Consider the following 26332-nt stretch of genomic DNA (forward strand, 5'->3'; position numbering starts at 1 on the left):
AACACCTTGATTGTTATCAAGGTGTTGTAATAAGCTCAAAACTCTCCGAATCAGCCCCAAGTATAAAAGGACTAACTTCGCCAACGCTATAAAGTTGTAATTCGTGCATTGCGCGCGTACAAGCAGTGTAGAACAATCTACGAACGCTCTCATCGCTGTACACATCTTTAGAAGCATCGTAAATAATAACAGCATCAAATTCGATACCCTTCGCTAAATAAGCAGGGATCACGACGACGCCTTGCTCATACTCGGCTGAGTTACTCTTCACGAGTTTAATATTCTTGATATGATTAAGTGCTTCGTAAGCAGCGGCGCTTTCAGCCGCAGATTTACATATAATTGCGATCGTATTGTGCTGCTCTGTTTGTAGTGCAGCAACTTTAGCAGTAATATGTTCGTGTAGTTCGTTGTGATTAGCTACTTTCGTCACTGTAGGTTTCGCGCCGTCACGTTCAAAGGCGTGAATGTTCTTCCCTTCCGGTACGAGAGCACGTGTAAATTCAATAATCGGTTTTGTTGAGCGATAGCTACGAGTTAAGTTAATGCCGTTTGTTTCGTCTGGCCCGTATAAATTCGTAAGTGTATCGAAATTCACCGTTTCACTCGCATGGGCAAATATCGCTTGGTTAAAGTCTCCGAGTACCGTCATTCTTGCAGCAGGGAAGAGACGTTTTAAAAACTCGAACTGGAACGGAGAGTAATCTTGCGCTTCATCTACGAGTACGTGTTTAATCGATCTGTTCGTTTGGAAGCCTTCAATTAATTCTTTTAAAAGTAAAAATGGAGTCGCATCCTCGTAATATAGCTTTCCTTCATCAAGCATATTTACTGTTAATGAGCAAATATCATCCCACTCTTTCGGTTTTTCCCCAGTAACCCATGATGCATCTGTGAAAAGCTGTTTATATATACCTGTAAAATTGATGAAGCGCAATGTTTGAACGCCTTTACGAAGAGGCTTCAATTTTTTACGGACAATCATACGCCCAAGTACTCTTGTTTCTTTCTCAAAGTCTTGAAAGGAGTTGTCATCAAACTCGCCTTTTTTCTGTAAATATTTATAAGCCTTTTGGTATTCATCTTTACTAAGTAATTCAATTTCCTCTTCTACCCAAGGCTTTTTCAGTTCTGCTTTTTCAAGTGCATCTATTTGCTTATTTAGCCAATCCGTTAACTTCTCAATTCGGCTATGGAAGCGGAGAGAGGAGTCAGTATTATAAAATTGCTCTGTGATTTCTTTAGCTGAGGCAATTAGTTTCCCTCTAAATTTCATTCCTCTAAATAGCATGCCTGAAGATTCAAGAGACTGTCTGTAAGCTCTAATCATCTCGAAAAATTGAGTAGATGCTTTAAATCGGATGCTAGCATTTCTCGTTTTATAGGTAGGGCTATTTGTTTCAGTTAGCATATATTCTAATTGCTCATAAGGGTCTTCAACGTCAAATGACTTACTCAGTCTATGATTTAAATATTCTTGGAATGTCACTTGCTGCATATTTTCTTCACCAAGTTCAGGTAGTACGTTAGAAACGTAGCTATTGAACATAGAGTTAGGGGAGAAGAGAATAATTTGATCTGCTTTTAGCCATTCGCGATATTTATATAGTAAGTAGGCGATTCGCTGAAGGGCAGCTGACGTTTTACCGCTACCAGCAGCTCCTTGCACGATAAGGAGTCGGCCTTCATCGTGACGGATAATTTCATTTTGCTCACGCTGAATCGTAGCGACGATGCTCTGCATATGTTTGTTCGTACCTTTTCCGAGCGCTTGTTGCAGAATTTCATCACCAATCGTGAGGCTCGTATCGAACATAGAATCAATCTCACCATTTTGAATAATGTATTGTAATTTTTTCTCCACATTACCGTGGATTACGCCTCCTGGTGTACTGTATTCAGCTGGTCCTGGTGGATAATCGTAGTATACACTCGAAATAGGTGCGCGCCAGTCATATATAAGAAAGTTTTCTCCGCTAGCATCCGTAAGTGTAGCAACACCGATATAAATTTGATCCGCAGCAGATTCTCCTTCTTCTTTGAAATCAATTCGTCCAAAATAAGGTGCTTTATGCATGCGTTTTAGTGCGGCAAGTCGATTAAAGGTGTGCTTATGAGTAATTTGTGTGACAGCTAGTGACTGAGCTTGTTGTCTTAAGTTGATAACTGTTTCAAGATAATCATCAAAAGTATCCGTGTTCACTTTCACATCATCCCAAAAGTGTTTACGAATATTGATTACTTCTGCCCGGCGTCTGCCAGTTTCGTTTTCCAGTTTATCAATTTGCTCCTTAATCGTTTCGATTACGGTATCCAATCTTTTTTGCTCTAAATCAAGTTTTTTGTTCATACGGTAGCACTCCTTTAAAAGTGAAAAATAGAGGTTGACTGAAGATATGTTTTGGTGTACAATTAAGATACGGATAAATACGTTCCTTTCGTTTTAGAAAACGTGTTTCTGTACTAATTTAACATAGTTTTTGAATTTAATCAATGATAATAAGATAAACCTTGGTTCTGCGTGGCGTGGATCAAGGTTTTTTTGTGTTTTTCTTTAAGGAAGAATTGCAATTTTATTGAGGAGAATGTAAGTAAAGCAAAGAAGAAAATCAGGAATAGGGGGATACTGATGCAAAAATATTTTGAGGAAGCGCATCGTTTTTGTTCTCGTAATAGAAAGCGCTTAGAAAAGGATGTTATATGTGGTTGTTTCTATTGTTTAGAAATTTTTCATCCAGAAAAAATTACAGAGTGGTGGGATGATGATAACACAGCAGTTTGTCCGCATTGCGGGATTGACTCTATTATAGGAGAAAATTCTGGATTTAAAATTACAGAAATGTTTTTAAGTGAAATGCATAAAAGATGGTTTTAGTTAAACGAATGAAAAAATAAACTTTCATTAACGAAGAGGATACATAAAAAAGCTCGGGCCGAAGCCCAAGCTTTTTTTTACTTCATTATTTCTTTTCTTCTTTTTTATCGTCAGCTTTTTTCTCTTCGAAAAGATCTTTTAAATCTTTATCGTCAACTTTTACGTCAGCTTTTTTGATTTCTTTCATCATAAGATCGTTCATGAATGCGCCATCTTGCACTTTCTTCGCAATAAGTTCTTTTTTGATGTCAGCTTTAGATTGTTCGAATGATTTTTCTGGCTCTTTAATGTCTGTAACTTTAATGATGTGGTAACCGAATTGTGATTTTACAGGCTCACTTACTTCATCTTTTTTCAGTTTATAAGCAGCATCTTCGAATTCTTTAACCATTTTACCAGGTCCGAAGAATCCTAAGTCTCCACCTTTTTCTTTTGAGCCAGTATCTTCAGAGTATTGTTTCGCTAACTCTTCGAAAGATTTACCTTGTCCAAGTTCTTCTTTTACCTTTTTCGCAGTAGCTTCATCTTTTACAAGAATGTGGCTTGCTTTAATTTCAGGCTTGTAGTTGTCTTTTAATTCTTTATCAGTGATTGTTTTTTCAATTGCTTTTTCTTGAGCTAATTGAGCACGTAACATATTTTTAAATGTTTCTTCTTTCAGACCTTGTTGTTTTAACAGTGTATCGAATTGATCACCAACTTGTTTTTTCGTTTCATCGAACTTTTTATCTACTTCTTTGTCGTCTACTTTGTAGTTTTTAATAAGTACTTTTTCCATAACCATGTTGTTTAGTACTTGTTTACCAGCTTGTGTCTTCATTTGATTGTAAAATTCTTCTTTTGTAATGTCACCAGCTTTAGATGTAACAATTTTGTCTGATGATGATGTTCCACATGCTGATAATGCGATTACACTTGTTGCGGCTAAGGCAAGCATAGCTTTCTTCATTCGATAAACACTCCTACTATTATGTATTTTTAATTTATCCTACACCAATGAATTTTGATTCATAAGAGCCCGATTAAGTCTCACTGATACTTTTGCTTTTTTATATTGGTAAAGCGCGCTTAACAGGGCTTACCGAGGCTGAGGATAAAGTTTTGATGAATGTTTTGTTCTATAGTATAAGCAATATGTACAAAATTTAATATATCATATTTCGAACCGTTTTCATATTGATAAAGAAAAATTAACCAGCACGTGTCAGATTTTGAAAGTGTGCCATATTGGGCGTATGCCGCATATACAGAATAGAGGAGGGGATGGGGATGAATTCTCAACTTATTTTATTACTTGTACTGTTTATTTTATTGGTTATTGTAGGTATAATTTGCTTATAGAGGAAAAAAGTGAGGAAGGGGCTTTCCTTCCTCACTTTCCATGAAATATAATTTCTATATAACTAGAAATTAATAAAATTGTTATACATACATTAATAACCCGAAAGACACCGGGCTGGCGGCTCGCAGCTATTTGTTTTCGTTCACACAGTGTATGTGTCATGAAATTCGTGTAAAATATAACAAGAAGTGCAAATGCGACAAAAACAACTGTTATAAGTGTCATGAGGCGAGACCTCCTTTTGGCTAAAATACATATACATATATTGTATCACACGATATTTTGTTCGTGTTACAAAATTCGGAAATAGAAGACTTTGTGTTAGAAAGTGAGGGAGAAAATGGACGTTGTTAGAAGATTAGAACAAGCTGAATACTATGTAGACCTACTATTTAAAATGATTGATGAAGAGAAGTGTCCATTTTATTCTTTGATCATAAAGAAAAAAGCTCGTAAAAAAGATATTGAACGTATACTAAATCTTTGTGAAAAACTGAACGAGCAATATGTAGTGGAGAAAGCAGAAGGGCTTCTTTTGTTCGATGCGCTGTTAGATCAATTTGAAAAAGCGCTTCCACATCAGCTCGAAGTACACGAAACTGCGGAAGCGCTAGCAAAACAAGGTTTATTTAAGCCGCTTATGAATGAATTCTTAAGCATGATTGCGAAAAAATAAATAGATTATTTCTTAACTAACTTTTGATCGGATTCTGTAAAGTTCTCTTCAATATCTTCTAATGATTTCTCAAAAATATCGATAAAGTCTTGTCCATAAATATTACGCAGGATTGCAATCAGTTCGATATTTTCTGGGAACTTCCCATAAAAATTACGAAGTGCAAGAGCCCCATTAAACACTGAATTATTTTCAGGATCATACTCCTCCATTAAGCGAAGTAGTAATTCTTCCCCTTTGTCTGTAATTTCAATGTACGTATTTCGTTTATCATCTTCCTTTTTTGAGAATACAAGATAGCCGCGTTCTTCTAGCTTTTTAGAGAAGTTAAACGCCGTTGATACGTGCATAACTCCAAACTTAGCAATCTCAGAAATAGAAGCCCCTTTTAAATGATAAGCGATTGTTAAAATATGATGTTCATTAATATTTAAATCGTAAGGTTTAATCCACTGCTGCCAATCTTTCTCTACACATTTCCATAACGCTTTCGATAATTGAGCAATGCGTTGGCTGAAAATCATCGCTTCTTTTACCGAGTAATCTTTTTCTCCACTTTTCATTTACTCACCCACTTTAACATTCTTTTTTCATTACTATCTATTATGCCAGTAAAATAAAAATTAATAAAGTCTTTTTGTGAGAATTGTGAAAATTTTTCGGAAAAATGACATTCTATACAAATCATGCATAACTATGGAAGCGTTTTATGAGTCATGAATACATACGTTGTCCTTACATGTTAAGTGATAACATATATTGTAAATGCATAAAAACACGGCATATCTATACGACATGCCGTGTCAAGGTCAATTTATATAAAAAATATTTGTTATATGCAAAAAACTAAGCAGGAATTTGTTTACGCTTTTTCTGGAACAGCTTCTTGTAGTTTCTCAATTGACTTTTGGATGTCCAAAATTTCTTTCTCAATATGGCGCTTGTTTTGAGAAATATCTTGCTTCCAGTTAGAAAGTGTATCGTGCATATCGTCTTTTAATTCTTGGAACACTTCTTTACCTTCTGAAGCAGTTTCAACGATTTGACGTTTTAATAATTTCGTATCAGCTGTAATATCAGCTAAAGTCTTTTTAATATCATTTCCTTTTTCTTTTAACTTGCCGCGCATGTCTTTACCAGAAGAAGGAGTTGAGAAAAGAACAGCTAGTCCAGCAACTGCTCCGCCGCAAATAACACCTGTAATAAAGGATTTAGCTTTTGACATAAAAGGAGGCCTCCTTATTTTTTGTTCGTATTCATGATGGAAAAATATGCATATCTTTCTTATATGTGCTATGCACAAACAATCATCCCTGAGCATTTTAAGTAAAGAAACAAGCCATGCGGAATTTGATGACTTCAGGGAAGTGGCTTGTTATGTATTACGCCTTCTTATAGTGTCATTATTTCACACTATTTGCAATTGTACTTGCGATGTTTTGTAAATTTTCCATAGTGTATTCATTTTGGTGTGATTTCCAAACAGCACCGAAACCATCTTTTTCACCGTAGCGTGGAATTAAATGAAGGTGGAAGTGGAACACAGTTTGTCCAGCTTTTTCACCGTTATTGTTAAGTAGGTTAAAGCCAACTGGATTAAACTCTGCTTTAATCGCATTTGCGATTTTTGGAACGACAGAAAAAATATGTGATGCGATTTCTGGCGTTAACGCAAAAATGTCTTGTTTGTGAACTTTCGGAATAACAAGAGTATGTCCTTTTGTTACTTGACTAATATCTAAAAATGCAAGCACATGTTCATCTTCGTATACTTTTGAGCAAGGGATTTGCCCGTCAATGATTTTACAAAAAATACAATTGTCTGCTGTATGATTCATTGATCTCATCCTTTCAAATATCCTTAGCCGTATTTTACCATAATTACATAAGAGAACAAACACGAAAAACAGGAAGCTGACTCAGCTTCCTGTTTTCTGAAGAGGGATTGAAAAAGCATTATCGTAATTTACGTTTCGCAGACACCTCATTTATTTAAGAAATGCACGGTAAATCGGCTAAAGTTTCTGCCGCAGACACCCCATTTTCAAGTGAAATGAATTGCAATCTTTTTTAAAATGAAATTGTTTATTTTTTAAAACAGTATATGCTCTTTCAGAGACACCCCGTTTCGAAAATGAAACAAATGATCTGGTTATGTGTAAATTTCATTGTCCAACTTGGACACCCCATTTCATGATGACTTCACTATGTTGTTGTACTCATCAATTGGTGGTTGCTTTTTCAATGTGTTCCTTCTTCAATAATTATGATGTCCGCTTTCGGGAAATTATATGCTAATAAGTTTAAAAAATTTTTTTGAGTACATGGATACTATGTAGTACAGCATAATTTTTGGTAAGATGAATATAGAATGAATACTAATGAAGAAAGTGGTGTCGTATGAGCGAGTTATTGCGTGTAGAAAATGTTACAGGAGGATATACGAAACGACCTGTATTAAAAGACGTTTCGTTCTCTGTTAATAAAGGCGAACTTGTCGGCTTAATCGGTTTAAATGGAGCTGGTAAAAGTACGACGATTAAACATATTATCGGTTTAATGGAACCGAAAAAAGGAACTGTCACAATTAATGGGAAAACAATTCGTGATGATATGACGGCGTACCGTTCTAGCTTTTCATTTATTCCGGAAACGCCGGTATTATATGATGAATTAACGTTAGAAGAGCATTTGAAATTAACAGCTATGGCGTATGACGTGGATGAAAAACAATATGAAGAACGTGTAGGACAACTACTACAAGAGTTTCGTATGAAAAATCGTTTAAAATGGTTTCCATCTCATTTCTCAAAAGGGATGAAACAAAAAGTAATGATTATGAGCGCATTTTTAGTGGAGCCATCTCTTTACATAGTAGATGAACCTTTCGTTGGATTAGACCCGTTAGCGATTCAATCCCTTCTTCAAATGATGGACCAAATGAAAAAGAGTGGTGCCGGTATTTTAATGAGCACACATATTTTAGCGACGGCAGAGCGTTATTGTGATTCGTTCATTATTTTGCATCAAGGTGAAGTAAGAGCGAAGGGAACGCTATCTGAACTGCAATCACAGTTTAATATGCCAGGTGCAACGTTAGATGATATTTACATCGCGCTAACAAAGGAAGAAGATTATGAATAGCACAGCGTTATGGAAAGAACGATTTCGTCACTTTCTAAAAGAAGTTCGTACATATAGTAAATACGTATTTAATGATCATTTGAAATTTATTTTCGTGTTCATCATCGGTGCGGGAGCGTATTATTACCAGCAATGGTTACAAACGTTAACAACTTCGTTTCCAACTGCGCTCGTAATGGCAGTATTAATTGGACTCGTGTTAACGGCTGGATCCATTCAAACGTTATTAAAAGAAGCGGATCTCGTTTACTTACTGCCAGTTGAAGAAAAGTTAAAACCTTACTTCACAAAGGCATTTCTTTTTACATTTATGATTCAGTTATACATAATCGCAATCGTAGCAGCCGCGCTTGCTCCGTTATACTTCCAACAAATGAAGCAAACAGGAGCTGGCTACATATGGATCGTACTCGCATTTGTCATTGTAAAAGCGTGGAATTTATTTGTAGCGTGGGAAAAGTCATTTTTAACAGATCAAAATATACAAAGGGCTGATTGGTTTATTCGTTTTATCCTAAACGGTTTATTTGTATATTTCCTTGTAGAACGTACTTCAGTTCTTTTCATTGGTGGAATCGTCCTTCTCATGGTGTTATACCTTGCTATCATGCATCAAATGGTCAAAGGAAAGCCACTAAACTGGGAGTATTTAATTTCCGAAGAAGGTAAGAAGATGATGCTGCTGTACCGCATTGCGAATATGTTCGTTGATGTACCAGCATTAAAAGAAAGAGTAGCCCGCAGAAAATGGCTAGATTTCATTCTGTCGATGATAGGCGAAAAGCGTACATATTTATACTTATATACGAGAACATTTTTAAGATCTGGTAATTATTTTGGATTATATGTGCGTCTGCTCGCTCTTGGCGGAGTAATTCTTTACTTCATTCCATTTTTATATGGACGATTTATCGTAAGCCTTATCTTCCTATACTTAATCGGTTATCAGCTATTAACTTTATGGAAACATCATCGCATGAAAATTTGGCTTGATTTGTATCCAGTAGGGGGAGAAGAGAAGAAGAAAGATTTTCTTACTTTACTAAATGCGATCCTTATTACCGGCAGTGTTATATTTACAATTATATTTGCACTTGCGACGAAAGATTTCATGATGACGGGAATTTTACTAGTCGTGAGCATAGTATTTAGTATCGGTTTCGTTTATCAATACGGGGCAAAACGTATTGAGCGTTTAAATTGAAAGGAATGAACCTATGATTACATATGAAGAAAAGGTTATAAAAGAGCTGGAGCAGTGGAAAGCTACATTCATGAAAGATTCTTCTATGATGACACGGTTCTCCAAAAAAGTGCAGACGAAGGTGCAACAGCTCATTCCGGCGAAAGTACAAAAGGTACTAACAGAGACGATTCGTATGATGGTGCAAACGATTAGCGCCGGGTCAAACTTTATAAAGCCGAAGCTAAAAGAGACGACATGGTCACTGCAAAGACGTGACGATGAAGTTCGTAAAAAAATGGATGAGTACAAAAAAATAGCAGCGGCAGAAGGAGCAGGGACTGGAGCTGGTGGTATTCTCCTCGGTCTTGCTGACTTTCCGCTTTTACTTACAATTAAAATTAAATTTTTATTCGATGCAGCGACATTGTACGGATTTGATACGAGTAAACAAGAAGAGCGTCTTTTTATCCTTCACGTTTTCCAACTTGCCTTTTCAAGTGACGATCACAGAAAAGAAATATGGAAAGCAATCGAAACGTGGGATACAGAAAAAGAAAATCATATGGACTGGGAAAAGTTCCAAACAGAATACCGAGACTATATCGATTTAGCAAAAATGCTTCAGCTCGTCCCAGTAATCGGTGCCCCAGTCGGCGCATATGCGAACTATCAATTACTGCAAAGGCTTGGAGAAGTGACGATGAATTGTTATCGTATGCGATTGCTGAATAGAGATTAAAAACAAGGCGTCCTACATATGTAATGTAGGACGCCTTTTCTTAGAAGCTAAGTCCGATATAGCTAACTCCAACTATAATCAATACGATAAAAAGTACAATGATTAATGAAAATCCGCTTTTACCAGCTTGTCCCGCTTCACCGCCGACATTACCACCACTACCGCCATTACCACCAAGTCCCATATGATATCCTCCTTATTGTTATATGTTGCTTTTACTTTATAACTTTCTGTATTTTCCAATAAACACCTTCTGTAGTGCTAACTAAATTGAAAATCATTTCGTTTTGTTTTATAATTTACTTACCGACCGGTAAGTAAAAATAAGTGAGGTACAGTATGACGAAGAATTTACAAACATCGCAGAACATTGTAGAGGCATCATTTAAACTTATGGCAGAACACGGCATTGAGAAGATGAGTCTTTCTATGATTGCGAAAGAGGTAGGTATTTCAAAACCGGCTATTTACTATCATTTTTCTTCTAAAGAAGCGTTAGTTGATTTTTTATTTGAAGAGATTTTTTCTGATTATCATTTTGCAAATTACTTCGATAAAGAGCAGTATACGAAAGAAAACTTTGCAGAAAAGCTAATCGCAGATGGTTTACATATGCTCTCTGAGTATGAAGGACAAGAAGGAATACTACGCGTTATCAATGAATTTATCGTAACTGCATCGCGAAATGAAAAGTACCAGAAACGTTTATTTGAAATACAAGAGGATTTCTTACATGGTTTCCACGATTTATTGAAGAAAGGTGCGAGATTGGGCGTTGTGTCACAACATGAAACGGAAGAAAATGCTCATACGCTAGCGCTCGTGATCGATAATATGAGCAACTATATGCTCATGGGATTCCAGTTAAAGTATAAAGAAATTTGGATTCGAAATGTGAAAAACGTCATGAAGGAGGAATAAAAATGAAAATGCAAAAAAACTGGTGGCTCGGTTTTCTTGGATTTATTGGGGTTTATAAAATACCAGGTATGATTGAAGCTTTTCAAGCGGATGGAAATTGGATGAAGTTAATCGGTTTCATTTGGCTACTTTGGTTCGGATATTTTATTCCTGAGAAGAAAGAAGATTAAATTCCAATTTTCTGTAAAGTTACGTAAAATATAGATTAAGAGTATTCATATATTAGATTACTAGATTTGGAGTGGTTACATGGATCCATTGAAAAATGAAATTCACCCTGACATGGTCAAGGTGTGGAAAGCGCGTTCTTTAATTGAGCTAGGAATCAGTATTATAGTCATTTTTGCATATCTTTTCTTTATGATTAAGTTTAATTGGTGGGCTTGGATTTTCTATGTGCTCATCGGATTAACAATTGTATATACACCGTTTGATTACTTTACGTTTCCGAAACTACGTCAACATTATTACAGCTACCAACTAAATGAAGAAGAACTTGAAATTCAGCATGGCCTTTTCGTTGTTAAGCGCGTATTAGTGCCGATGATTCGTGTACAGCACGTAACGATTGAACAAGGGCCAATTATGAGAAAATACGGATTAGCAGAATTACACATTTCAACAGCAGCAACTTCTCATAGCATCCCAGGTTTAACGATGTATGAAGCTGAAATGTTGAAAACGAAAATCGCAGAATTAGCGAAAGTGAGTGATGAGGATGTATAAAAGGCAGCATCCAATCACGATGTTATTAGAGTTAAAAATAACAGACTTTATACCACTCATTATTTTCATGTTTAGCTTAAACGGAAAGTTCCCGTTTTGGTATTTAATTCCCGCTGCATTCGGTTTACTCACCGTCTTTTCAGCGTTTGAAAAATGGTATTACACAACATACTGGGTCGAAAATAACGTATTACATGTGAAGCAAGGTCTCTTCGTAAAGAAGGAGAGCTACTTAAATAAAGAACGTGTTCAAACGATTAATACAAGTTCTAACGTACTATACCAAATGCTCGGTTTGAAAAAAATTCAGATTGAAACAGCTGGCGGGGGCGATGAAGCAGAAGTTAGCTTAGCTGGAATTACGGTAGAAGAGGCGACGGAGCTTATTACTTTGCTAAATGAGCCAACTCCAGAAGTGAAAGCAGAAAAAACGTTAGACGAAGCAGCAGAAAATACAGTAGAAAAAGCAATTGTTACAGAGGAAAAACAAACGACAGAGTACAAATTAACGTGGAAAGAGATTTTAATAGCCTCTGTTACATCTGGTCAATTTGGATTATTATTCTCATTAATCTTTTTTGTGTATCACCAAGTAGATGAGTACATTCCGAAATGGATAGAGAATAGCGTAAAGTCGTATGTAATGGAACATGATATATATGGCTGGATTTTTATGATAGCTATTTTGCTCGTCCTTTCGTGGATTATATCGACAATTGGTTATGCGCTAAAACATGGAGATTTCACAGTGAATCGAAGAAATGACGAAGTCCGTATTTCGCAAGGATTACTGGAGAAAAAAGAACTCGTACTAAAATTGCACCGTATTCAAGGGATTACGATAAAAGAAGGTATTTTACGCCAACCGTTCGGTTATTGTGCTGTGCAAGTAGAAGTCATTCAAAGTAAGGGAACGGGTGACGAAAAAGAAAAAGTTACACTGCATCCTATCATTCGAAAAGATCGAGTGCAACAATTACTCGCGCATTTACAATTACCATACGAACTGAATGCAAATATTACTTCGTTACCAAAAGCAGCATTGCGCCGCTATCTCATTGATAGTTTCATCTTTTTCGCTATGCTCGCAATCCCGCTTACTGGAATAAGCATATACTTTGAAAAGTATTACATCATGTGGGCATTACTACCGCTCGCAATCCTTATCTTTACACTTGGATACGCAACATTTAAAACAAATGGTTACAGTGTTAACGGAGAACAAATTACACTTGTCTATCGTAGCGTCGGAAAATATACAGGACTTATTAGAAGAAGACACGTCCAATCAATGGAGAAGACACAATCATATTTCCAGCGCCGTGCGGATTTATGTACGTATAAGTTTTCGAGTGCATCATCTAGTTACAAAATAGAGCATACGAGAGTAGAAGATGCGGAGAGAATGCAGGATTGGTATAAGAAGAAGTTAAGTGAGAATTAAGTGGAACGGCTCGTCTTTCGCGGAAGACGGGCTATTTTTTTATGCGAAAATAATGAATAATATATGTAAAGAAAAAAGCGAGGTGAATGAGAGTGAGCAAATTTTTAATACCGTATTCATTTTCTATATTAAGTTTCTTTATTTCAGCAACAGCACTTGATTTATATGATAGGATGGGAAACAATAGTGAGCTGGTTTCGCCGAACATAATTGGAAAGATAATTCAATCTACTGCGCAAATGGGAGTCCTTACATTGTATTTCGGAGTACCTATTATTTTAGGTGGCTGTTTACTTGGTGAGCTATTGTTTAGAGGTATCATTTTACGATTTAAACTAAGCTATATTCTATCTTTATTATTATATTTACTTTTAGCTTTTAGTATTGTTTCTGTAACGGTTGGAATTCCAACTACATATGAGGATTCTAATACTACTTTCATGGTAATAACTATGATTTGCGCTGTTACATTCTTTATGGGCCGGAATATATGGGAGAAAAAAGAAATGAATAATGGAGTAACAGAATGAAATATACATGTCCGTGCTGCGGGTATAGAACAATAGAAGAAGAACCACCAGGTACATATGAAATTTGTAATATATGTTACTGGGAAGATGATGAGGTACAGTTTAACGATCCTGACTTTGAAGGCGGTGCAAATGAAGTCTCGTTAAGACAAGCACAGAAAAATTTTATTGTATTTGGTGCTTGCGAGGAATGTTTTATTGGATTAGTTAGAAAATCGACTAGTGAAGATGTGAAGGATGCTAGTTGGCAGCGAATTTGTTAAGTGAAATGTTATTACTCAATTCAATGGGAGTAATAACATTTTTTATTTAGTGCTGAAAGAATTACTGCCGTCTTATAAAGTAATAAGAAGGACTAAATCGGTAAATTTTATTAATGGATATATTTTCAATAAATACAAAAGTATAGATGTATAGTCAGCTTTGTGTATTTAATGTTATCATATTGAATGATATGGAAATTCTTAATAGAATAAGTAACTGAAAATTCAAAGGTAATGAAGCTTTTGTTGTATAAAGAAAATACTTAGTAGTAATCAACAATATTAAAAATAAGATTCGTATTTATATAAATTTAGTAGAAATGGGGTTTTAAAAAGGAATGAGTATAAGCATAACGCGGCAAAAGATTTTGGCGGCCGCTTCTCAAATTGTGCAATGTAAAGGGGTTGCTAAATTAACCTTAGAAGCAGTGGCAAAAGAGGCGGGTGTAAGTAAAGGTGGATTATTGTATCACTTTTCAAATAAAGAAGCTTTAATAGAAGGTATGATAGTCAGAGGGGTAGAGGATTATGAAGGGGCCATTTACAATAAAGTAGCGGAAGACTCAGAGAGGAAAGGGAGATGGGTTCGCTCTTTTGTAGAGGAAAGATTAAATAATGAGAGAAGAACAGAAGAGTTATCTAGTAGTATGATGGCAGCATTCATGTTAAAACCTGAATTACTTGAGCCATTACAACAATCATTTCAGCAACTGCAAAAGAATATAGAAAATGATGAGATAGATTCAGTTTGTGCAACAATTATTAGATTAGCAGCAGATGGATTATGGTATTCGGAATATTTAGGGGTTGGAAGACTAAGCCCCGAGTTAAGAGAAAAAGTGATTCAAGCTCTTATTAGTAATTCATATAAATAGAATATACGAACTTTATAATGCGAAAATAATTCACCATTGCTTCTTTAATGTAGTGGTGAATTATTTTTTTTATTAGAAAAATAGAACAATTTTATAGAGTATTGAATTATAACCGTCCAGACGGTATAGTAATATTTGGTTTAAGAGGAAAATGAAACAAAAAAAGAATAAAAGATATTTTTAGCACACTATTCGAAAGGATAGGCCGCAAAGCTTAGAGTCTACGGTAATACATATTGGTTACTAAGATCGTCTGGTTGCACATTTTTGATGCAACCGGACGGTCTTTTTTTGTTATATAAATATAAAAAATAGGAGGGAACTATGCAAATGAAAAGTACTAAAAGACATATTTCAATGGTTTCATTAGTTTTTCTAGTATTATTTTCAGTGCTGAATGTGTGGGCTCCAGTTATTCAAGCTGCTGTGATGAAAAGTCCAGTGGACGAAATTAATATTTCCCGTACTGATGGCACGACATCTGAACCGTATCAAGCCTCAGATGGTATGAAAGTAGAAGTAAAGTGGTCAGCTAAAGAAAAAATAAAAAGTGGAGATCAATTCACAATTGATATGCCAAAAGAGTTTCGAAAAGACCTTATGAATATGAGTTTTCCTTTAAAAGATGCTGAAGGAAAAACAGTTGGTACATGTGAGATGAAAAAGGGTCTATTAACGTGTACTATGGGTGATTACGTAGAAGGAAAGAATAACATTAAAGGTTCTTTATTCGTAGAATTCTACTTTGGTCTAGAAGCATATGATGGTGTTAAAGAAATTCCATTAGAATTTAACGTTGATGGTCAAATCGTCAATAAAGAAGTAAATGTAAGTAATACGACAGAGAGACCGAAGCCACAGCCCAATACAGATAATCTATTGAAATGGGGTTCTTATAATCAAGAAGATCCTTCGATTGCTGATTGGCTTGTATATGTAAATGCAACTGGAACAGAAATGCAAGATCTTAAATTAACAGATACATTAGGACCTGGGCATGAGTTAATTACAGACAGCGTAGTATTAGAAGAGGCTGTATTTGAAGATGGTTATGCACCAACAAATATTAAGCCAGCAGATTTATCTAACATTAAAATTAATGCAACAAAGGCTGGATTTACAATTGAGTTTCCAGACAGTTCAAAAGGCTATATTTTAAGATATAAAACAAAGGTTACAAATCCTGCTGCAAAGCCTCATAAAAATACTGTGAAATTAGAAGGTAAAAATATTAAAACTGAAGAAAAAGTAGGACAAGTATTTGTAAGTGGTGGGGGAGGATCCGGTTCAGGTGACAATAATCCACCTAGCATTGAAAAAAATATAGTTGATGAGAATGGCAAGCTTGTAGAGAATGAGCAGTTAACAAAAATGGATCAAGTGATTCAATATCAAGTTGGTACACACATACCGAACGATCCTCCTAAATACACATCTATGGTAATTAGTGATGATTTAGAAGATGTTTTAGAAGTATTAGAGGCAAAAGTGTATGATCAAAATGGCCAAGATATTACTTCTAAAGGAACGTTAAATATAGATAAACAAAGAAGTGAAGTAACATTTACGTTTGGTGAGAGTTTTGACTATAAGTCATATGAAGACCAGAGAATCAATCTTAGTATCAAGGCGAAAATTAAAAATAATGCAGACTTATCTTCCTACGTAGATAAGAAGATTCCTAATAAAGCGGAATTACATTTTGATGATAAAACATTAACATCAAAAGAAGTAACTATTACGCCGCCTGAAGCTCCAAAAGACGGTACAGTATCGATTCATAAAATAGATTCTGAGAATCCGAACAAAGGGTTAAAAGGTGCCGAATTTGAAGTTCGAAATAGTGCAAATGAAGTTGTTGCAAAACTGAAAACGGACGAAAAAGGTTTTTCAGTACCTCAAACTTTAGCTCCTGGAACGTATAAAGTTTATGAAACAGTAGCACCAGAAGGATATCAAAAATTAAAAGAACCAGTAGAGGTTACACTTCAAGCTGGAGAAACAAAAACAATTGAAATTAAAAATACTATGCAAAAGGGTCAAATTGAAGTAAAGAAAATTGATTCGGAAAATGGTGAAAAACCATTAGCAAATGCAGAGTTTGATATAGTAAAAGACGGTGTAGTAGTCGAACATATTGTTACAGATAAAGATGGTAAGGCAATCTCTAAACCGTTAGCACCAGGAAAATATATTTTAAAAGAAACGAAAGCGCCTGAAGGCTACCAATTAAAAGAAACAGAGTTCGAAGTAAATGTAACAGGGGACGGCATATTCCCAATACAAGTGGAAAATGCAATGGTAGACAAAGGTAATATAGAAATTACAAAAGTGGACAAAGAAAACGGGGCAGTATTAGCGGGTGTCGAATTTGAAGTCCAAGATGAGAAAGATGAAGTAGTAAGAAAAGTAGTAACAGATAAAGAAGGAAAAGCAAACGTTTCAGATTTATCAGTAGGAAAGTACAAATTAGTAGAGACGAAAAGTTTACCAGGTTATAAAAAGCTAACAGAACCAGTACCATTTGAAATAAAAAAAGGTATGACAAAAGCTTTAGCAATAAAAGTAGAAAATGAGCAGTTAGACAAAGGCTCAGTAGAAATTATAAAAATAGATAAAGATAGCCAAAAAGTACTAGAAGGCGTAGTCTTCGAAGTGCAAGATGAGCAAGGCAAAGTAGTAACAGAAGTAAAAACAGATAAAGATGGTAAAGCAAAAATCTCTGATTTATCAGTAGGGAAGTACAAATTAGTAGAGACGAAAAGTTTACCAGGCTACAAAAAGCTAACAGATTCAGTATCATTCGAAATTACAAAAGGTATGACAACAGTCCTATCGTTGAAAGTAGAAAATGAACAGTTAGATAAAGGTTCAGTAGAAATTACAAAAATAGATAAAGACAGCAAAAAAGCATTAAAAGGCGTAGTTTTTGAAGTGCAAGATGAAGCTGGAACAGTAGTAAAGGAAGTAAAAACAGATAAAGATGGTAAAGCAAAAATCTCAGATCTATCAGTAGGAAAGTACAAATTAGTAGAGAAAGAAAGTTTACCAGGCTATAAGAAATTAACAGAGCCAGTATCGTTTGAAATTACAAAAGGTATGACCGAGATTTTATCATTAAAAATAGAAAATGAAATGGTAGATACGGGAAATATAGAGATAACAAAGATAGATAAAGATAATAAAGCACCGTTAGCGGGAGTAACATTCATCGTACAAGATGAAAAGGGTAAGGAAGTTACGAAAGTAACGACAGATAAAGAAGGAAAAGCAAATGTTTCAGATTTACCTGTAGGAAAGTATGAATTAGTAGAGGTAGAAAGTTTACCTGGTTATAAAAAGTTAGAAAAACCAGTATCATTTGAAATCAAAAAAGGCATGACCGAGGTCCTATCATTGAAAGTAGAAAATGAAATGGTGGATACAGGGAATGTAGAGATAACAAAAATAGATAAAGATAGTAAAGCTCCATTAGAAAATGTTGTATTTGAAGTACGTGATTCAAAAGGAAAAGTAGTTGCAAAAGTAACGACGGATAAAGAAGGAAAAGCAAACGTTTCAGATTTACCTATTGGAAAGTATGAGTTAGTAGAAGTAGAAACACCGGCAGGATACAAACCACTAGAAAAGCCAATTTCATTCGAAATTGAAAAGGGTAGAGTAACAGCATTACAATTGACTGTAGAAAATGAATTAGTGGATACAGGAAATGTAGAAATTACAAAAGTAGATAAAGAAAATAAAGATGCTTTAGCTGATGCAGTCTTTGAAATTCAAGATGAAGCAGGACAAGTAGTCGCTAAAATAACGACAGATAAAAAAGGACAAGCACAAGTTACTAATTTATCAGTTGGCACATACAAGTTAGTAGAAGTAAAAGCACCAAAAGGATATAAACAATTAGTAGATCCGATTACTTTCCAAATTGAAAAAGGTATGACAAAATCTCTTGCTTTAACAGTAGAAAACGAAATGTTAGACAAGGGAAATGTGGAAGTAACAAAAGTAGATAAAGATAGTCAAAAAGTATTAGAAGGCGTAGTCTTCGAAGTACAAGACGACAAAGGCAAAGTAGTAACAGAAGTAACGACAGATAAAGATGGAAAAGCAAACGTTTCAGATCTATCAGTAGGAAAATACAAATTAGTAGAGACGAAGAGCTTACCAGGTTACAAAAAATTAACGGAACCAGTATCATTTGAAATCAAAAAAGGTATGACGAAAGTTTTATCATTGAAAGTAGAGAACGAACTGTTAGATAAAGGTTCAGTAGAGATTACAAAAGTAGACAAAGAAAGTGGCGCAGTATTAGCGGGCGTAACATTCGAAGTGCAAGATGAAAAAGGCAAAGTAGTAACAAAAATAACGACAGATAAAGAAGGACAAGCAACAATTTCAGATTTACCAGTAGGAAAATATAAGCTAGTAGAGGTAGAGAGCTTACCAGGATATAAAAAACTAGCGAAACCAGTATCATTCGAAATCAAAAAAGGTATGACAGAAGTTTTATCACTAAAAGTAGAGAATGAGCTAGTAGATAAAGGTTCAGTAGAAATTACAAAAGTAGATAAAGATGGTCAAAAAGCATTAGAAGGCGTAGTCTTTGAAATCCAAGATGAAGCAGGAAAAGTAGTAACAAAAGTAACAACAGATAAAGAAGGAAAAGCGAAAATTTCAGATTTATCTGTAGGGAATTACAAACTAGTAGAAGTAGAAAGCTTACCAGGCTACAAAAAGCTAACAGAGCCAGTATCATTCGAAATCAAAAAAGGTATGACAGAAGTTTTATCACTAAAAGTAGAGAATGAATTAGTAGATAAAGGCTCAGTAGAAATTACAAAAGTAGATAAAGATAGTCAAAAAGTATTAGAAGGCGTAGTCTTCGAAGTTCAAGACGACAAAGGAAAAGTAGTAACAGAAGTAAAAACAGATAAAAATGGTAAAGCAAAAATCTCAGACTTATCTGTAGGAAAGTACAAATTAGTAGAGAAAGAAAGCTTACCAGGCTACAAACAATTAACAGAACCAGTATCATTCGAAATTAAAAAGGGTATGACAGAAGTCTTATCATTAAAAGTAGAGAATGAACAGTTAGACAAAGGTTCAGTAGAAATCACAAAAGTAGATAAAGATAGTCAAAAAGTATTAGAAGGCGTAGTCTTCGAAGTACAAGACGACAAAGGAAAAGTAGTAACAGAAGTAAAAACAAATAAAAATGGTAAAGCAAAAATCTCAGACTTATCTGTAGGAAAGTACAAATTAGTAGAGAAAGAAAGCTTACCAGGTTACAAACAATTAACAGAACCAGTATCGTTTGAAATTACAAAAGGTATGACAGAAGTTCTATCATTAAAAATAGAAAATGAAATGGTAGATACGGGGAATGTAGAAATCACAAAAATAGATAAAGACAGTAAAGCACCATTAGAAAATGTTGTATTTGAAGTACGTGACTCAAAAGGCAAAGTAGTTGCGAAAGTAACGACGGATAAAGAAGGAAAAGCAAACGTTTCAGATCTATCAGTAGGAAAATACAAATTAGTAGAGACGAAGAGCTTACCAGGTTACAAAAAGTTAACGGAACCAGTATCATTCGAAATTACAAAAGGTATGACAAAAGTCTTATCATTGAAAGTAGAGAACGAACAGTTAGACAAAGGTTCAGTGGAGATTACAAAAATGGCCGCTGAAAGCAAGGAAGTCTTATCAGGAGCTGTGTTTGAAGTTCATGATGAAAAGGGAAAAGTAGTAGTGAAAGTAACAACAGATAAAGATGGAAAGGCAAAAATCACAGATCTATCTGTAGGTAACTACACACTAGTAGAAGTAGAAGCACCAAAAGGATATGAAAAATTAACTAATCCAATTCCATTTGAAATTACAAATGGAATGATAAATGCAGTTCAATTAGAAGTATTAAACAAATTGAATCATTTAGCACCACCAGGTCCAGAAACACCAGATCCAGAAAAGCCTGGAACACCAGATCCAGAAAAACCTGGAACACCGAATCCAGAAAAGCCTGGAACACCGAATCCAGAAAAACCTGGAACACCGAATCCAGAAAAGCCTGGAACACCAAATCCAGAAAAGCCAGGGACACCGAATCCAGAAAAGCCTGGAACACCAGATCCAGAAAAACCTGGAACACCGAATCCAGAAAAGCCTGGAACACCAGATCCAGAAAAGCCAGGGACACCGAATCCAGAGAAACCTGAAAAAGAATTACCGAAGACAGGGCAGAAAATGCCTGTGGAACCATATATGGGAGCACTTCTTGTAATGATGAGTTTTGGGTTAATCGTATTAGGTAGAAAACAGCAGAGATAATAAAGGTGAAAAGGTATCCTCAAAGTATTTGAGGATACCTTTTTTAGCATAAAAAAAAGCATCTAGCAAAAGTACTAGATGCAAATAAAAACACAAGGGAAGACAAAATTCTTCCCTTTTCCCGTATGTAATTATATCAAAAAATTTATAAAAAACTAGCTATATTTAAAATATAATTTTTAAAAAAGTTATATACATAAATAATTGCAATACGCGCAGTTTTATCTTTCTGAAAAATCCATTTCTTTAATTTCGAATATTAAGACTAATGTTGATAAATCTTCAGATAATTAGAAAAAATAACCAAAAGGATATATAATATTGCTTAATAAATAATTTTAATGAATTACATATATTTCATTTGGTGTATTAATTGAATATCATAATTTTAAATTTTATTAAGCAAGAATCTCGGTTACTTATTGCATTTCTAACATAGGGTGAGATAGAAAAATACAATAGTGTGGAGGTTTTTATAATGACGTTTGTTCTTAGTAAAATGAATGGGTTTAGCATAGAAGAAAAGGTACATGAATTTGAATCTAAAGGATTCCTTGAAATCTCAAATGAAATCTTTTTACAAGAGGAAGAGAATCATCGTTTATTAACACAAGCACAGTTAGATTATTATAATTTGGAAGATGATGCGTACGGTGAATGCCGTGCTAGATCTTATTCAAGGTATATAAAGTATGTTGATTCACCAGATTATATTTTAGATAATAGTAATGATTACTTCCAATCTAAAGAATATAACTATGACGATGGCGGGAAAGTTAGACAGTTCAATAGCATAAATGATAGCTTTTTATGCAATCCTTTAATTCAGAATATCGTGCGTTTCGATACTGAATTTGCATTTAAAACAAATATAATAGATACAAGTAAAGACTTAATTATAGGTTTACATCAAGTAAGATATAAAGCTACTAAAGAAAGACCATCTTTTAGTTCACCTATTTGGTTACATAAAGATGATGAACCAGTAGTGTTTTTACACCTTATGAATTTAAGTAATACAGCTATTGGTGGAGATAATTTAATAGCTAATTCTCCTCGGGAAATTAATCAGTTTATAAGTTTGAAGGAGCCTTTAGAAACTTTAGTATTTGGACAAAAGGTCTTCCATGCCGTAACGCCACTTGGAACAGAATGTAGTACGGAGGCTTTTCGTGATATTTTATTAGTAACATTTTCTTATAAGGAGACAAAATGAGAGAGAATAAAATAATTATGATTTCTGGAGCCAATAGCGGTATAGGTCATGCTTGTATAAAATACTTTTTAGAAAAATCATTTCATGTAATAGCGCTTGATATTAATAATAATAACTTAATAGATTATATGAAAACAGATATGCCTTTGAAAGTAGTGCAAATTGATTTAAGTAATAGCGAAGCGATTCATAATCTTTTTACTCAATTAGATTTAGAAAAGCTTTCTCCTGATATATTAATAAATGCAGCTGGTATTCGAGAGATAACACCTGTTTTACATTTATCCGATGATATGTTTAAAAAAGTAATTGATGTAAATTTAGTAGCCCCATTTATCCTTTCTAGGGAAGTAGCTAAGCGATGGTGTGAATCGAAAATAAAAGGTTGTATTGTGAATATAGCTTCGGTTTCTGGATTAATGGCTGAACCAGAGCGAGCTGCTTATGTTGCATCAAAGCATGCTTTAATCGGATTGACTAAACAGATGGCTATGGAATTTGGGAAGCAAAATATAAGGGTAAATAGCATTTCTCCCGGTGTTATTAGAACCGAACTTACAGAAGAATACTTTAGTAATAAAGCCTTGATGTCTATGATAAAAAGTAATCAATCTTTAGATACTTGGGGGTTGCCGCAGGATATTGTTTCATGTATTGAGTACTTGATTTCTGATCAGGCCCGCTTTATTACTGGTTCTAATTTTGTAATTGATGGTGGTTGGACTGCTGGGAAAAATTTATAATTGAGTGTTTTTGAGGAAAAGCACCTGTCCTTTTTTAGGCTGGTGTTTTTCTCACTATAAATCGAGTTTTTATTGGAGGGGGATTAATTTGCTTCAAAAGAGTTTTAAGCAAGAGAAAACGGTACCGGCCTTAAAGATGATAGCATCAATGGTTATCTTTGGATCAGTTGGATTTTTTTCTGTTCAAACAAACTTACCTTCGTTTGAATTAGTGTTTGTAAGGTGTATTTTTGCGACAATATTTTTAAGTGTATGCTGGTTGCTTACAGGGCAATATAAACAAGATAAATGGGAACGAAAAGAAGTTATTCAAGTTTTAATATGTGGTTTTTTCTTAGTATTTAATTGGGTTTTCTTATTTAAAGCCTTTGAAAATATGTCAGTTACCATTGCTATCTCAGTTTATCATCTTGCACCAGTAATTGTACTGTTAATTGGAAGTATCGTCTTTAAAGAAAAATTAACATTCATATCTATCATTTCAATAATTGTGTGTTTTGCAGGAGCTTTATTAATTGCTGGTATCGATGGAAGCTTCTCTGTCGGTTCATTAATGTCTTCAGGTATGATATGGGGATTTCTTGCGGCTCTCTTTTATGCATTTACAACTTTATTTGGTAAAGGGATTAACAAAATGAGTGCGTATGCAATGACATTTTTACAAACATTCTTGGGGATATTTCTTTTAATACCATTTATAGATTTAGATGCTTTTAGTGGCCTCACTCAAAGTAATTGGACATATATTATAGCTACTGGTTTTATTCACACAGGGATAGTATATTATCTGTTTTTTGATAGTTTACGCTATTTATCTACAAAAACAATCTCAATATTAGTTTTTTTAGATCCGGCAGTGGCAATATTATTAGATACTGTACTTACTGGATTCCGTCCAACTTTAATGCAAATAACAGGAATTCTTTTTATTTTTATTGGCATGACTTTAACATTAAAAAAATCTAAAGATAAAAAACTAAGCCAAAAAGAAAAGCGAATTGAAAGCGATGCTAGTATATCTCAACAATAATGAAATATATTGTGTATAAAACGATAAACCTTGCATGAATCATGTAAGGTTTATTTTAGTTCAATATAATTCATATTTATAATACATAATTTTCAAAACTGAGGTATGTGTTTCTTTAATATGCTTTTGATTCAACTATTTTTATTTGACTATAAATTTACAAAAATGTATATAAAACCTTATTTTTTGATAATATATAAGTAATAAATTCATAGAATTGGAGTGATGGGATGCAGCCTTTAGAAAGGGAGATTCATTCTAATATGCTGAAAGTGTGGAGGATGCACGCTTTAATTGGGGCGGTAGTTATACTAACAGTCGTAATTGCGTATTTCTTTTTTATGATTAACTTTAACTGGTGGGGCTGGTTGTTCGGACTATTAGTAACAGGAGCTATTACATTTATTCCCCTTGATTATTTTGTGTTTCCAAATTTACGTCAACGCTATTATAGTTACAGATTAAATGAAGAAGAGATTGAGATTCAAAAGGGAATGTTCGTTGTAAAACGCGTACTTATTCCGATGATCCGTGTGCAGCACGTAACGATTGAGCAAGGGCCGATCATGAGAAAGTATAATTTAGCAGAATTACATATTTCAACAGCCGCAACTTCTCATAGTATTCCAGGTTTAACGAAAGAAGAAGCAGAACAGCTGAAAAGACAAATTGGAGAACTTGCGAAAGTGAGTGATAAGGATGTATAAGAGGCAACATCCGATTACGATATTGTTAGGTATTAGGATTGCGAGTTTGTTGCCACTTATTATTCTTGTTTTATTTAAACCTGATGAACAAGTGGAACCTTGGTATTTATTTTATCTTTTTCTTCTGGTTGTTTTATTCATCATGGCTATTTTTTCAGCAATTAAATGGTATTTTAAAGTGTACTGGATTGAGAATAATATTTTACATATAAAGCACGGTGTTTTTGTAAAGAAGGAAAGCTATTTAAATAAAGAGCGTGTACAAAATATTAGTACGTCTTCTAACATCATTTATCAAATGCTCGGACTTATGAAGTTAAATATAGAAGTAGCCGGTGGTGGTAATGAACCAGAAGTGATGTTGGCTGGTATTAAAGAAGACGAGGCAAAACATTTAATTTCTTTATTACATAAGAAAGAAACTACTGTAAAAGAAGAAATAGAAGAGGAAGAAAGCAAGACGGTTTATCAGTTAACAGCGAAAGAGGTTTTAGCCGCAGCGATTACATCTGGTCGGTTCGGACTAGTGTTCTCTGGACTAGTACTTCTTTACACAAAGTTTGATTTTGTTCTTCCTGAAGGATTCACAAGTAAAGTAGAAGCGTATGTAATGGGAAACGGTGTTTATAAACTAATTGTAATTGCATTAATTTTAATGACAATTTCGTGGATTATTTCCACGGCTGGATATGTGTTGAAATATGCAAACTTTAAAATTGAGCGAAAAGGGGAAGAGATTCGTATCGTTCAAGGATTATTTGAAAAGAAAGAGTTTGTCTTAAAATTGCACCGCATTCAAGCGATTACTGTAAAAGAAGGTATGCTTCGCCAGCCGTTTGGCTATTGTGCTGTTGAAGTGGAAGCAATTCAAAGTATTGGAGCAGCAAGTAACGAAGTAATGTTGCATCCATTTATGAAGAAAAAAGATGTACAGCACCTGATCACATATTTAGAGTTACCATATGAAATCGAAGCGGAGATCGTTCACTTACCAAAAACAGCGTTGCGTCGTTATTTCATTATGGGCTGGTTAATAAGTATCATACTCACAGTTCTAATTGCCAGCGTGAGTATATATTTTAAACAATATATTGCGTTGTTTGTTATTTTACCGTTATTTATCGTGTTTTCGTTACTTGCGTATGCTAGATATAAAAGTGGCGGTTATGAATTAAGAGAAAATCAACTAACGGTTGTATATCGTAATTTTTCGAAATATACAGGAATAATGCGAAGAAGACATGTTCAAGCAGTAGGTTATAATCAATCGTATTTTCAAAGAAAAGATGAATTATGTACAACTCTTGTAGCGGTAGCTGGGCGGGGTTATGAAGTAAAGCATATGAGAAAAAAAGATTCACTTCGTATATATAATTGGTACAAAGAAAAAGGAAACACCGGTGTGTAATGGTGTTTCCTTTTTGTGTCATGATTTGTCGATAAGTCGATATATTCGAAGAATCGCTGATATAATTCGAGTTGCGCCGATATATCCAGAAAATCGCTGATATAATTCGAGTTGCGCTGATATATTCGAAAAATCGCCGATATAATTTCACATACCGCTGTTTTCCGAACTCTAAAC

Annotated in this window: 25 protein-coding genes and 1 riboswitch; of the genes, 18 read left to right on the top strand and 7 right to left on the bottom strand. The window is 34.5% G+C overall.

All coding sequences use genetic code 11. From position 1 onward, the window contains the following. Nucleotides 1–16: 16 nt before the first annotated feature. Nucleotides 17–2350 carry an RNA polymerase recycling motor HelD gene (helD, locus tag ACS2QP_RS17770; protein ID WP_438882697.1) on the bottom strand — a complete coding sequence of 778 codons (2334 nt, stop codon included), beginning with the start codon at nt 2348–2350 and terminating at the stop codon, nt 17–19. 279 nt (nt 2351–2629) lie between these two features. On the opposite strand from helD, the gene ACS2QP_RS17775 reads away from it, so the two are divergent. Then, nucleotides 2630–2875, top strand: coding sequence for a cytoplasmic protein (locus ACS2QP_RS17775; protein ID WP_332285289.1), 246 nt, complete (start codon nt 2630–2632; stop codon nt 2873–2875). A gap of 85 nt (nt 2876–2960) precedes the next feature. On the opposite strand, the gene prsA is transcribed toward ACS2QP_RS17775, so the two are convergent. Together prsA and ACS2QP_RS17785 are read right to left on the bottom strand one after the other, a co-directional pair. Further along, nucleotides 2961–3824 carry a peptidylprolyl isomerase PrsA gene (prsA, locus tag ACS2QP_RS17780; protein ID WP_332285290.1) on the bottom strand — a complete coding sequence of 288 codons (864 nt, stop codon included), beginning with the start codon at nt 3822–3824 and terminating at the stop codon, nt 2961–2963. A 423-nt stretch (nt 3825–4247) separates the two neighbouring features. Next, nucleotides 4248–4442: a hypothetical protein gene (locus ACS2QP_RS17785; protein WP_000172690.1), complete on the bottom strand. Its 195-nt coding sequence runs from the start codon at nt 4440–4442 to the stop codon at nt 4248–4250. A gap of 115 nt (nt 4443–4557) precedes the next feature. Here ACS2QP_RS17785 and ACS2QP_RS17790 point away from each other — a divergent pair, with 115 nt between their 5' ends. Further along, entirely contained in the window at nt 4558–4893 is a 336-nt protein-coding gene (locus ACS2QP_RS17790; protein ID WP_000383655.1) for a DUF1878 family protein, read from the top strand. Nucleotides 4894–4898: 5 nt separating this feature from the next. Here ACS2QP_RS17790 and ACS2QP_RS17795 read toward each other — a convergent pair whose 3' ends face one another. The 3 genes from ACS2QP_RS17795 to ACS2QP_RS17805 form a co-directional block, all read right to left on the bottom strand. Beyond that, nucleotides 4899–5456, bottom strand: a complete 558-nt coding sequence (locus ACS2QP_RS17795) for an HTH-type transcriptional regulator Hpr (RefSeq protein WP_000834924.1) — start codon at nt 5454–5456, stop codon at nt 4899–4901. A 299-nt stretch (nt 5457–5755) separates the two neighbouring features. Then, a complete protein-coding gene (locus tag ACS2QP_RS17800; RefSeq protein WP_000030300.1) occupies nt 5756–6118 on the bottom strand; it encodes a YtxH domain-containing protein in 363 nt (120 codons plus the stop codon). Nucleotides 6119–6296: 178 nt separating this feature from the next. Beyond that, entirely contained in the window at nt 6297–6731 is a 435-nt protein-coding gene (locus ACS2QP_RS17805; protein WP_001016835.1) for an HIT family protein, read from the bottom strand. Between the two features lie 562 nt (nt 6732–7293). On the opposite strand from ACS2QP_RS17805, the gene ecsA reads away from it, so the two are divergent. Genes ecsA through ecsC form a run of 3 tightly spaced genes read left to right on the top strand, consistent with a single transcriptional unit; the run spans nt 7294 to nt 9962 of the window. After that, nucleotides 7294–8037 carry an ABC transporter ATP-binding protein EcsA gene (gene ecsA / locus ACS2QP_RS17810; RefSeq protein WP_030023737.1) on the top strand — a complete coding sequence of 248 codons (744 nt, stop codon included), beginning with the start codon at nt 7294–7296 and terminating at the stop codon, nt 8035–8037. After that, the gene (gene ecsB / locus ACS2QP_RS17815; protein WP_332285292.1) at nt 8030–9241 is read left to right on the top strand and encodes an ABC transporter permease EcsB; all 1212 of its coding nucleotides are present in this window, start codon (nt 8030–8032) and stop codon (nt 9239–9241) included. Before ecsA ends, ecsB begins: the two co-directional genes overlap by 8 nt. A 13-nt stretch (nt 9242–9254) precedes the next feature. Beyond that, complete coding sequence (gene ecsC / locus ACS2QP_RS17820) at nt 9255–9962, top strand: ecs operon protein EcsC (RefSeq protein WP_000634142.1); 708 nt, start codon at nt 9255–9257, stop codon at nt 9960–9962. A 40-nt stretch (nt 9963–10002) separates the two neighbouring features. Here the strand turns inward: ecsC and ACS2QP_RS17825 are convergent, their stop codons facing one another. Continuing rightward, nucleotides 10003–10146, bottom strand: coding sequence for a YjcZ family sporulation protein (locus ACS2QP_RS17825; protein ID WP_438882698.1), 144 nt, complete (start codon nt 10144–10146; stop codon nt 10003–10005). 155 nt (nt 10147–10301) lie between these two features. On the opposite strand from ACS2QP_RS17825, the gene ACS2QP_RS17830 reads away from it, so the two are divergent. From ACS2QP_RS17830 to ACS2QP_RS17890, 13 genes are all read left to right on the top strand, one after another. After that, a complete protein-coding gene (locus tag ACS2QP_RS17830; RefSeq protein ID WP_063535829.1) occupies nt 10302–10883 on the top strand; it encodes a TetR/AcrR family transcriptional regulator in 582 nt (193 codons plus the stop codon). A 2-nt stretch (nt 10884–10885) separates the two neighbouring features. After that, nucleotides 10886–11053, top strand: coding sequence for a hypothetical protein (locus ACS2QP_RS17835; protein WP_000783813.1), 168 nt, complete (start codon nt 10886–10888; stop codon nt 11051–11053). A gap of 79 nt (nt 11054–11132) precedes the next feature. Beyond that, nucleotides 11133–11609, top strand: a complete 477-nt coding sequence (locus ACS2QP_RS17840) for a PH domain-containing protein (RefSeq protein WP_063535830.1) — start codon at nt 11133–11135, stop codon at nt 11607–11609. Beyond that, nucleotides 11602–13053 (top strand): PH domain-containing protein, encoded by a 1452-nt coding sequence (locus ACS2QP_RS17845; protein ID WP_438882699.1) that lies wholly within the window; start codon nt 11602–11604, stop codon nt 13051–13053. The genes ACS2QP_RS17840 and ACS2QP_RS17845 overlap by 8 nt, the downstream gene beginning before the upstream one ends. 86 nt (nt 13054–13139) lie before the next feature. Then, nucleotides 13140–13583, top strand: coding sequence for a hypothetical protein (locus tag ACS2QP_RS17850; RefSeq protein ID WP_089607274.1), 444 nt, complete (start codon nt 13140–13142; stop codon nt 13581–13583). After that, the gene (locus ACS2QP_RS17855) at nt 13580–13846 is read left to right on the top strand and encodes a CPCC family cysteine-rich protein (protein ID WP_438882700.1); all 267 of its coding nucleotides are present in this window, start codon (nt 13580–13582) and stop codon (nt 13844–13846) included. The genes ACS2QP_RS17850 and ACS2QP_RS17855 overlap by 4 nt, the downstream gene beginning before the upstream one ends. A gap of 338 nt (nt 13847–14184) precedes the next feature. Then, nucleotides 14185–14721, top strand: a complete 537-nt coding sequence (locus ACS2QP_RS17860; RefSeq protein ID WP_000028022.1) for a TetR/AcrR family transcriptional regulator — start codon at nt 14185–14187, stop codon at nt 14719–14721. Between the two features lie 172 nt (nt 14722–14893). Next, a riboswitch (cyclic di-GMP riboswitch) is annotated at nt 14894–14986 on the top strand. 59 nt (nt 14987–15045) lie between these two features. After that, nucleotides 15046–21051 carry a SpaA isopeptide-forming pilin-related protein gene (locus tag ACS2QP_RS17865; protein ID WP_438882701.1) on the top strand — a complete coding sequence of 2002 codons (6006 nt, stop codon included), beginning with the start codon at nt 15046–15048 and terminating at the stop codon, nt 21049–21051. 478 nt (nt 21052–21529) lie between these two features. Then, on the top strand, nt 21530–22267 hold the full coding sequence (locus ACS2QP_RS17870) for a 2OG-Fe dioxygenase family protein (RefSeq protein ID WP_000144813.1): 738 nt from the start codon (nt 21530–21532) through the stop codon (nt 22265–22267). Next, on the top strand, nt 22264–23010 hold the full coding sequence (locus ACS2QP_RS17875; protein WP_001208940.1) for an SDR family NAD(P)-dependent oxidoreductase: 747 nt from the start codon (nt 22264–22266) through the stop codon (nt 23008–23010). The genes ACS2QP_RS17870 and ACS2QP_RS17875 overlap by 4 nt, the downstream gene beginning before the upstream one ends. Before the next feature lie 88 nt (nt 23011–23098). Further along, nucleotides 23099–24040 (top strand): DMT family transporter, encoded by a 942-nt coding sequence (locus ACS2QP_RS17880; RefSeq protein WP_000939625.1) that lies wholly within the window; start codon nt 23099–23101, stop codon nt 24038–24040. A 230-nt stretch (nt 24041–24270) separates the two neighbouring features. Next, nucleotides 24271–24747, top strand: a complete 477-nt coding sequence (locus ACS2QP_RS17885) for a PH domain-containing protein (RefSeq protein ID WP_001182728.1) — start codon at nt 24271–24273, stop codon at nt 24745–24747. Then, nucleotides 24740–26155: a PH domain-containing protein gene (locus ACS2QP_RS17890; protein ID WP_063535838.1), complete on the top strand. Its 1416-nt coding sequence runs from the start codon at nt 24740–24742 to the stop codon at nt 26153–26155. The genes ACS2QP_RS17885 and ACS2QP_RS17890 overlap by 8 nt, the downstream gene beginning before the upstream one ends. Nucleotides 26156–26332 lie beyond the last annotated feature (177 nt).

The sequence above is a fragment of the Bacillus cereus group sp. Bce019 genome (assembly GCF_051781745.1).
In the GTDB taxonomy this organism is placed as follows: domain Bacteria; phylum Bacillota; class Bacilli; order Bacillales; family Bacillaceae_G; genus Bacillus_A; species Bacillus_A cereus.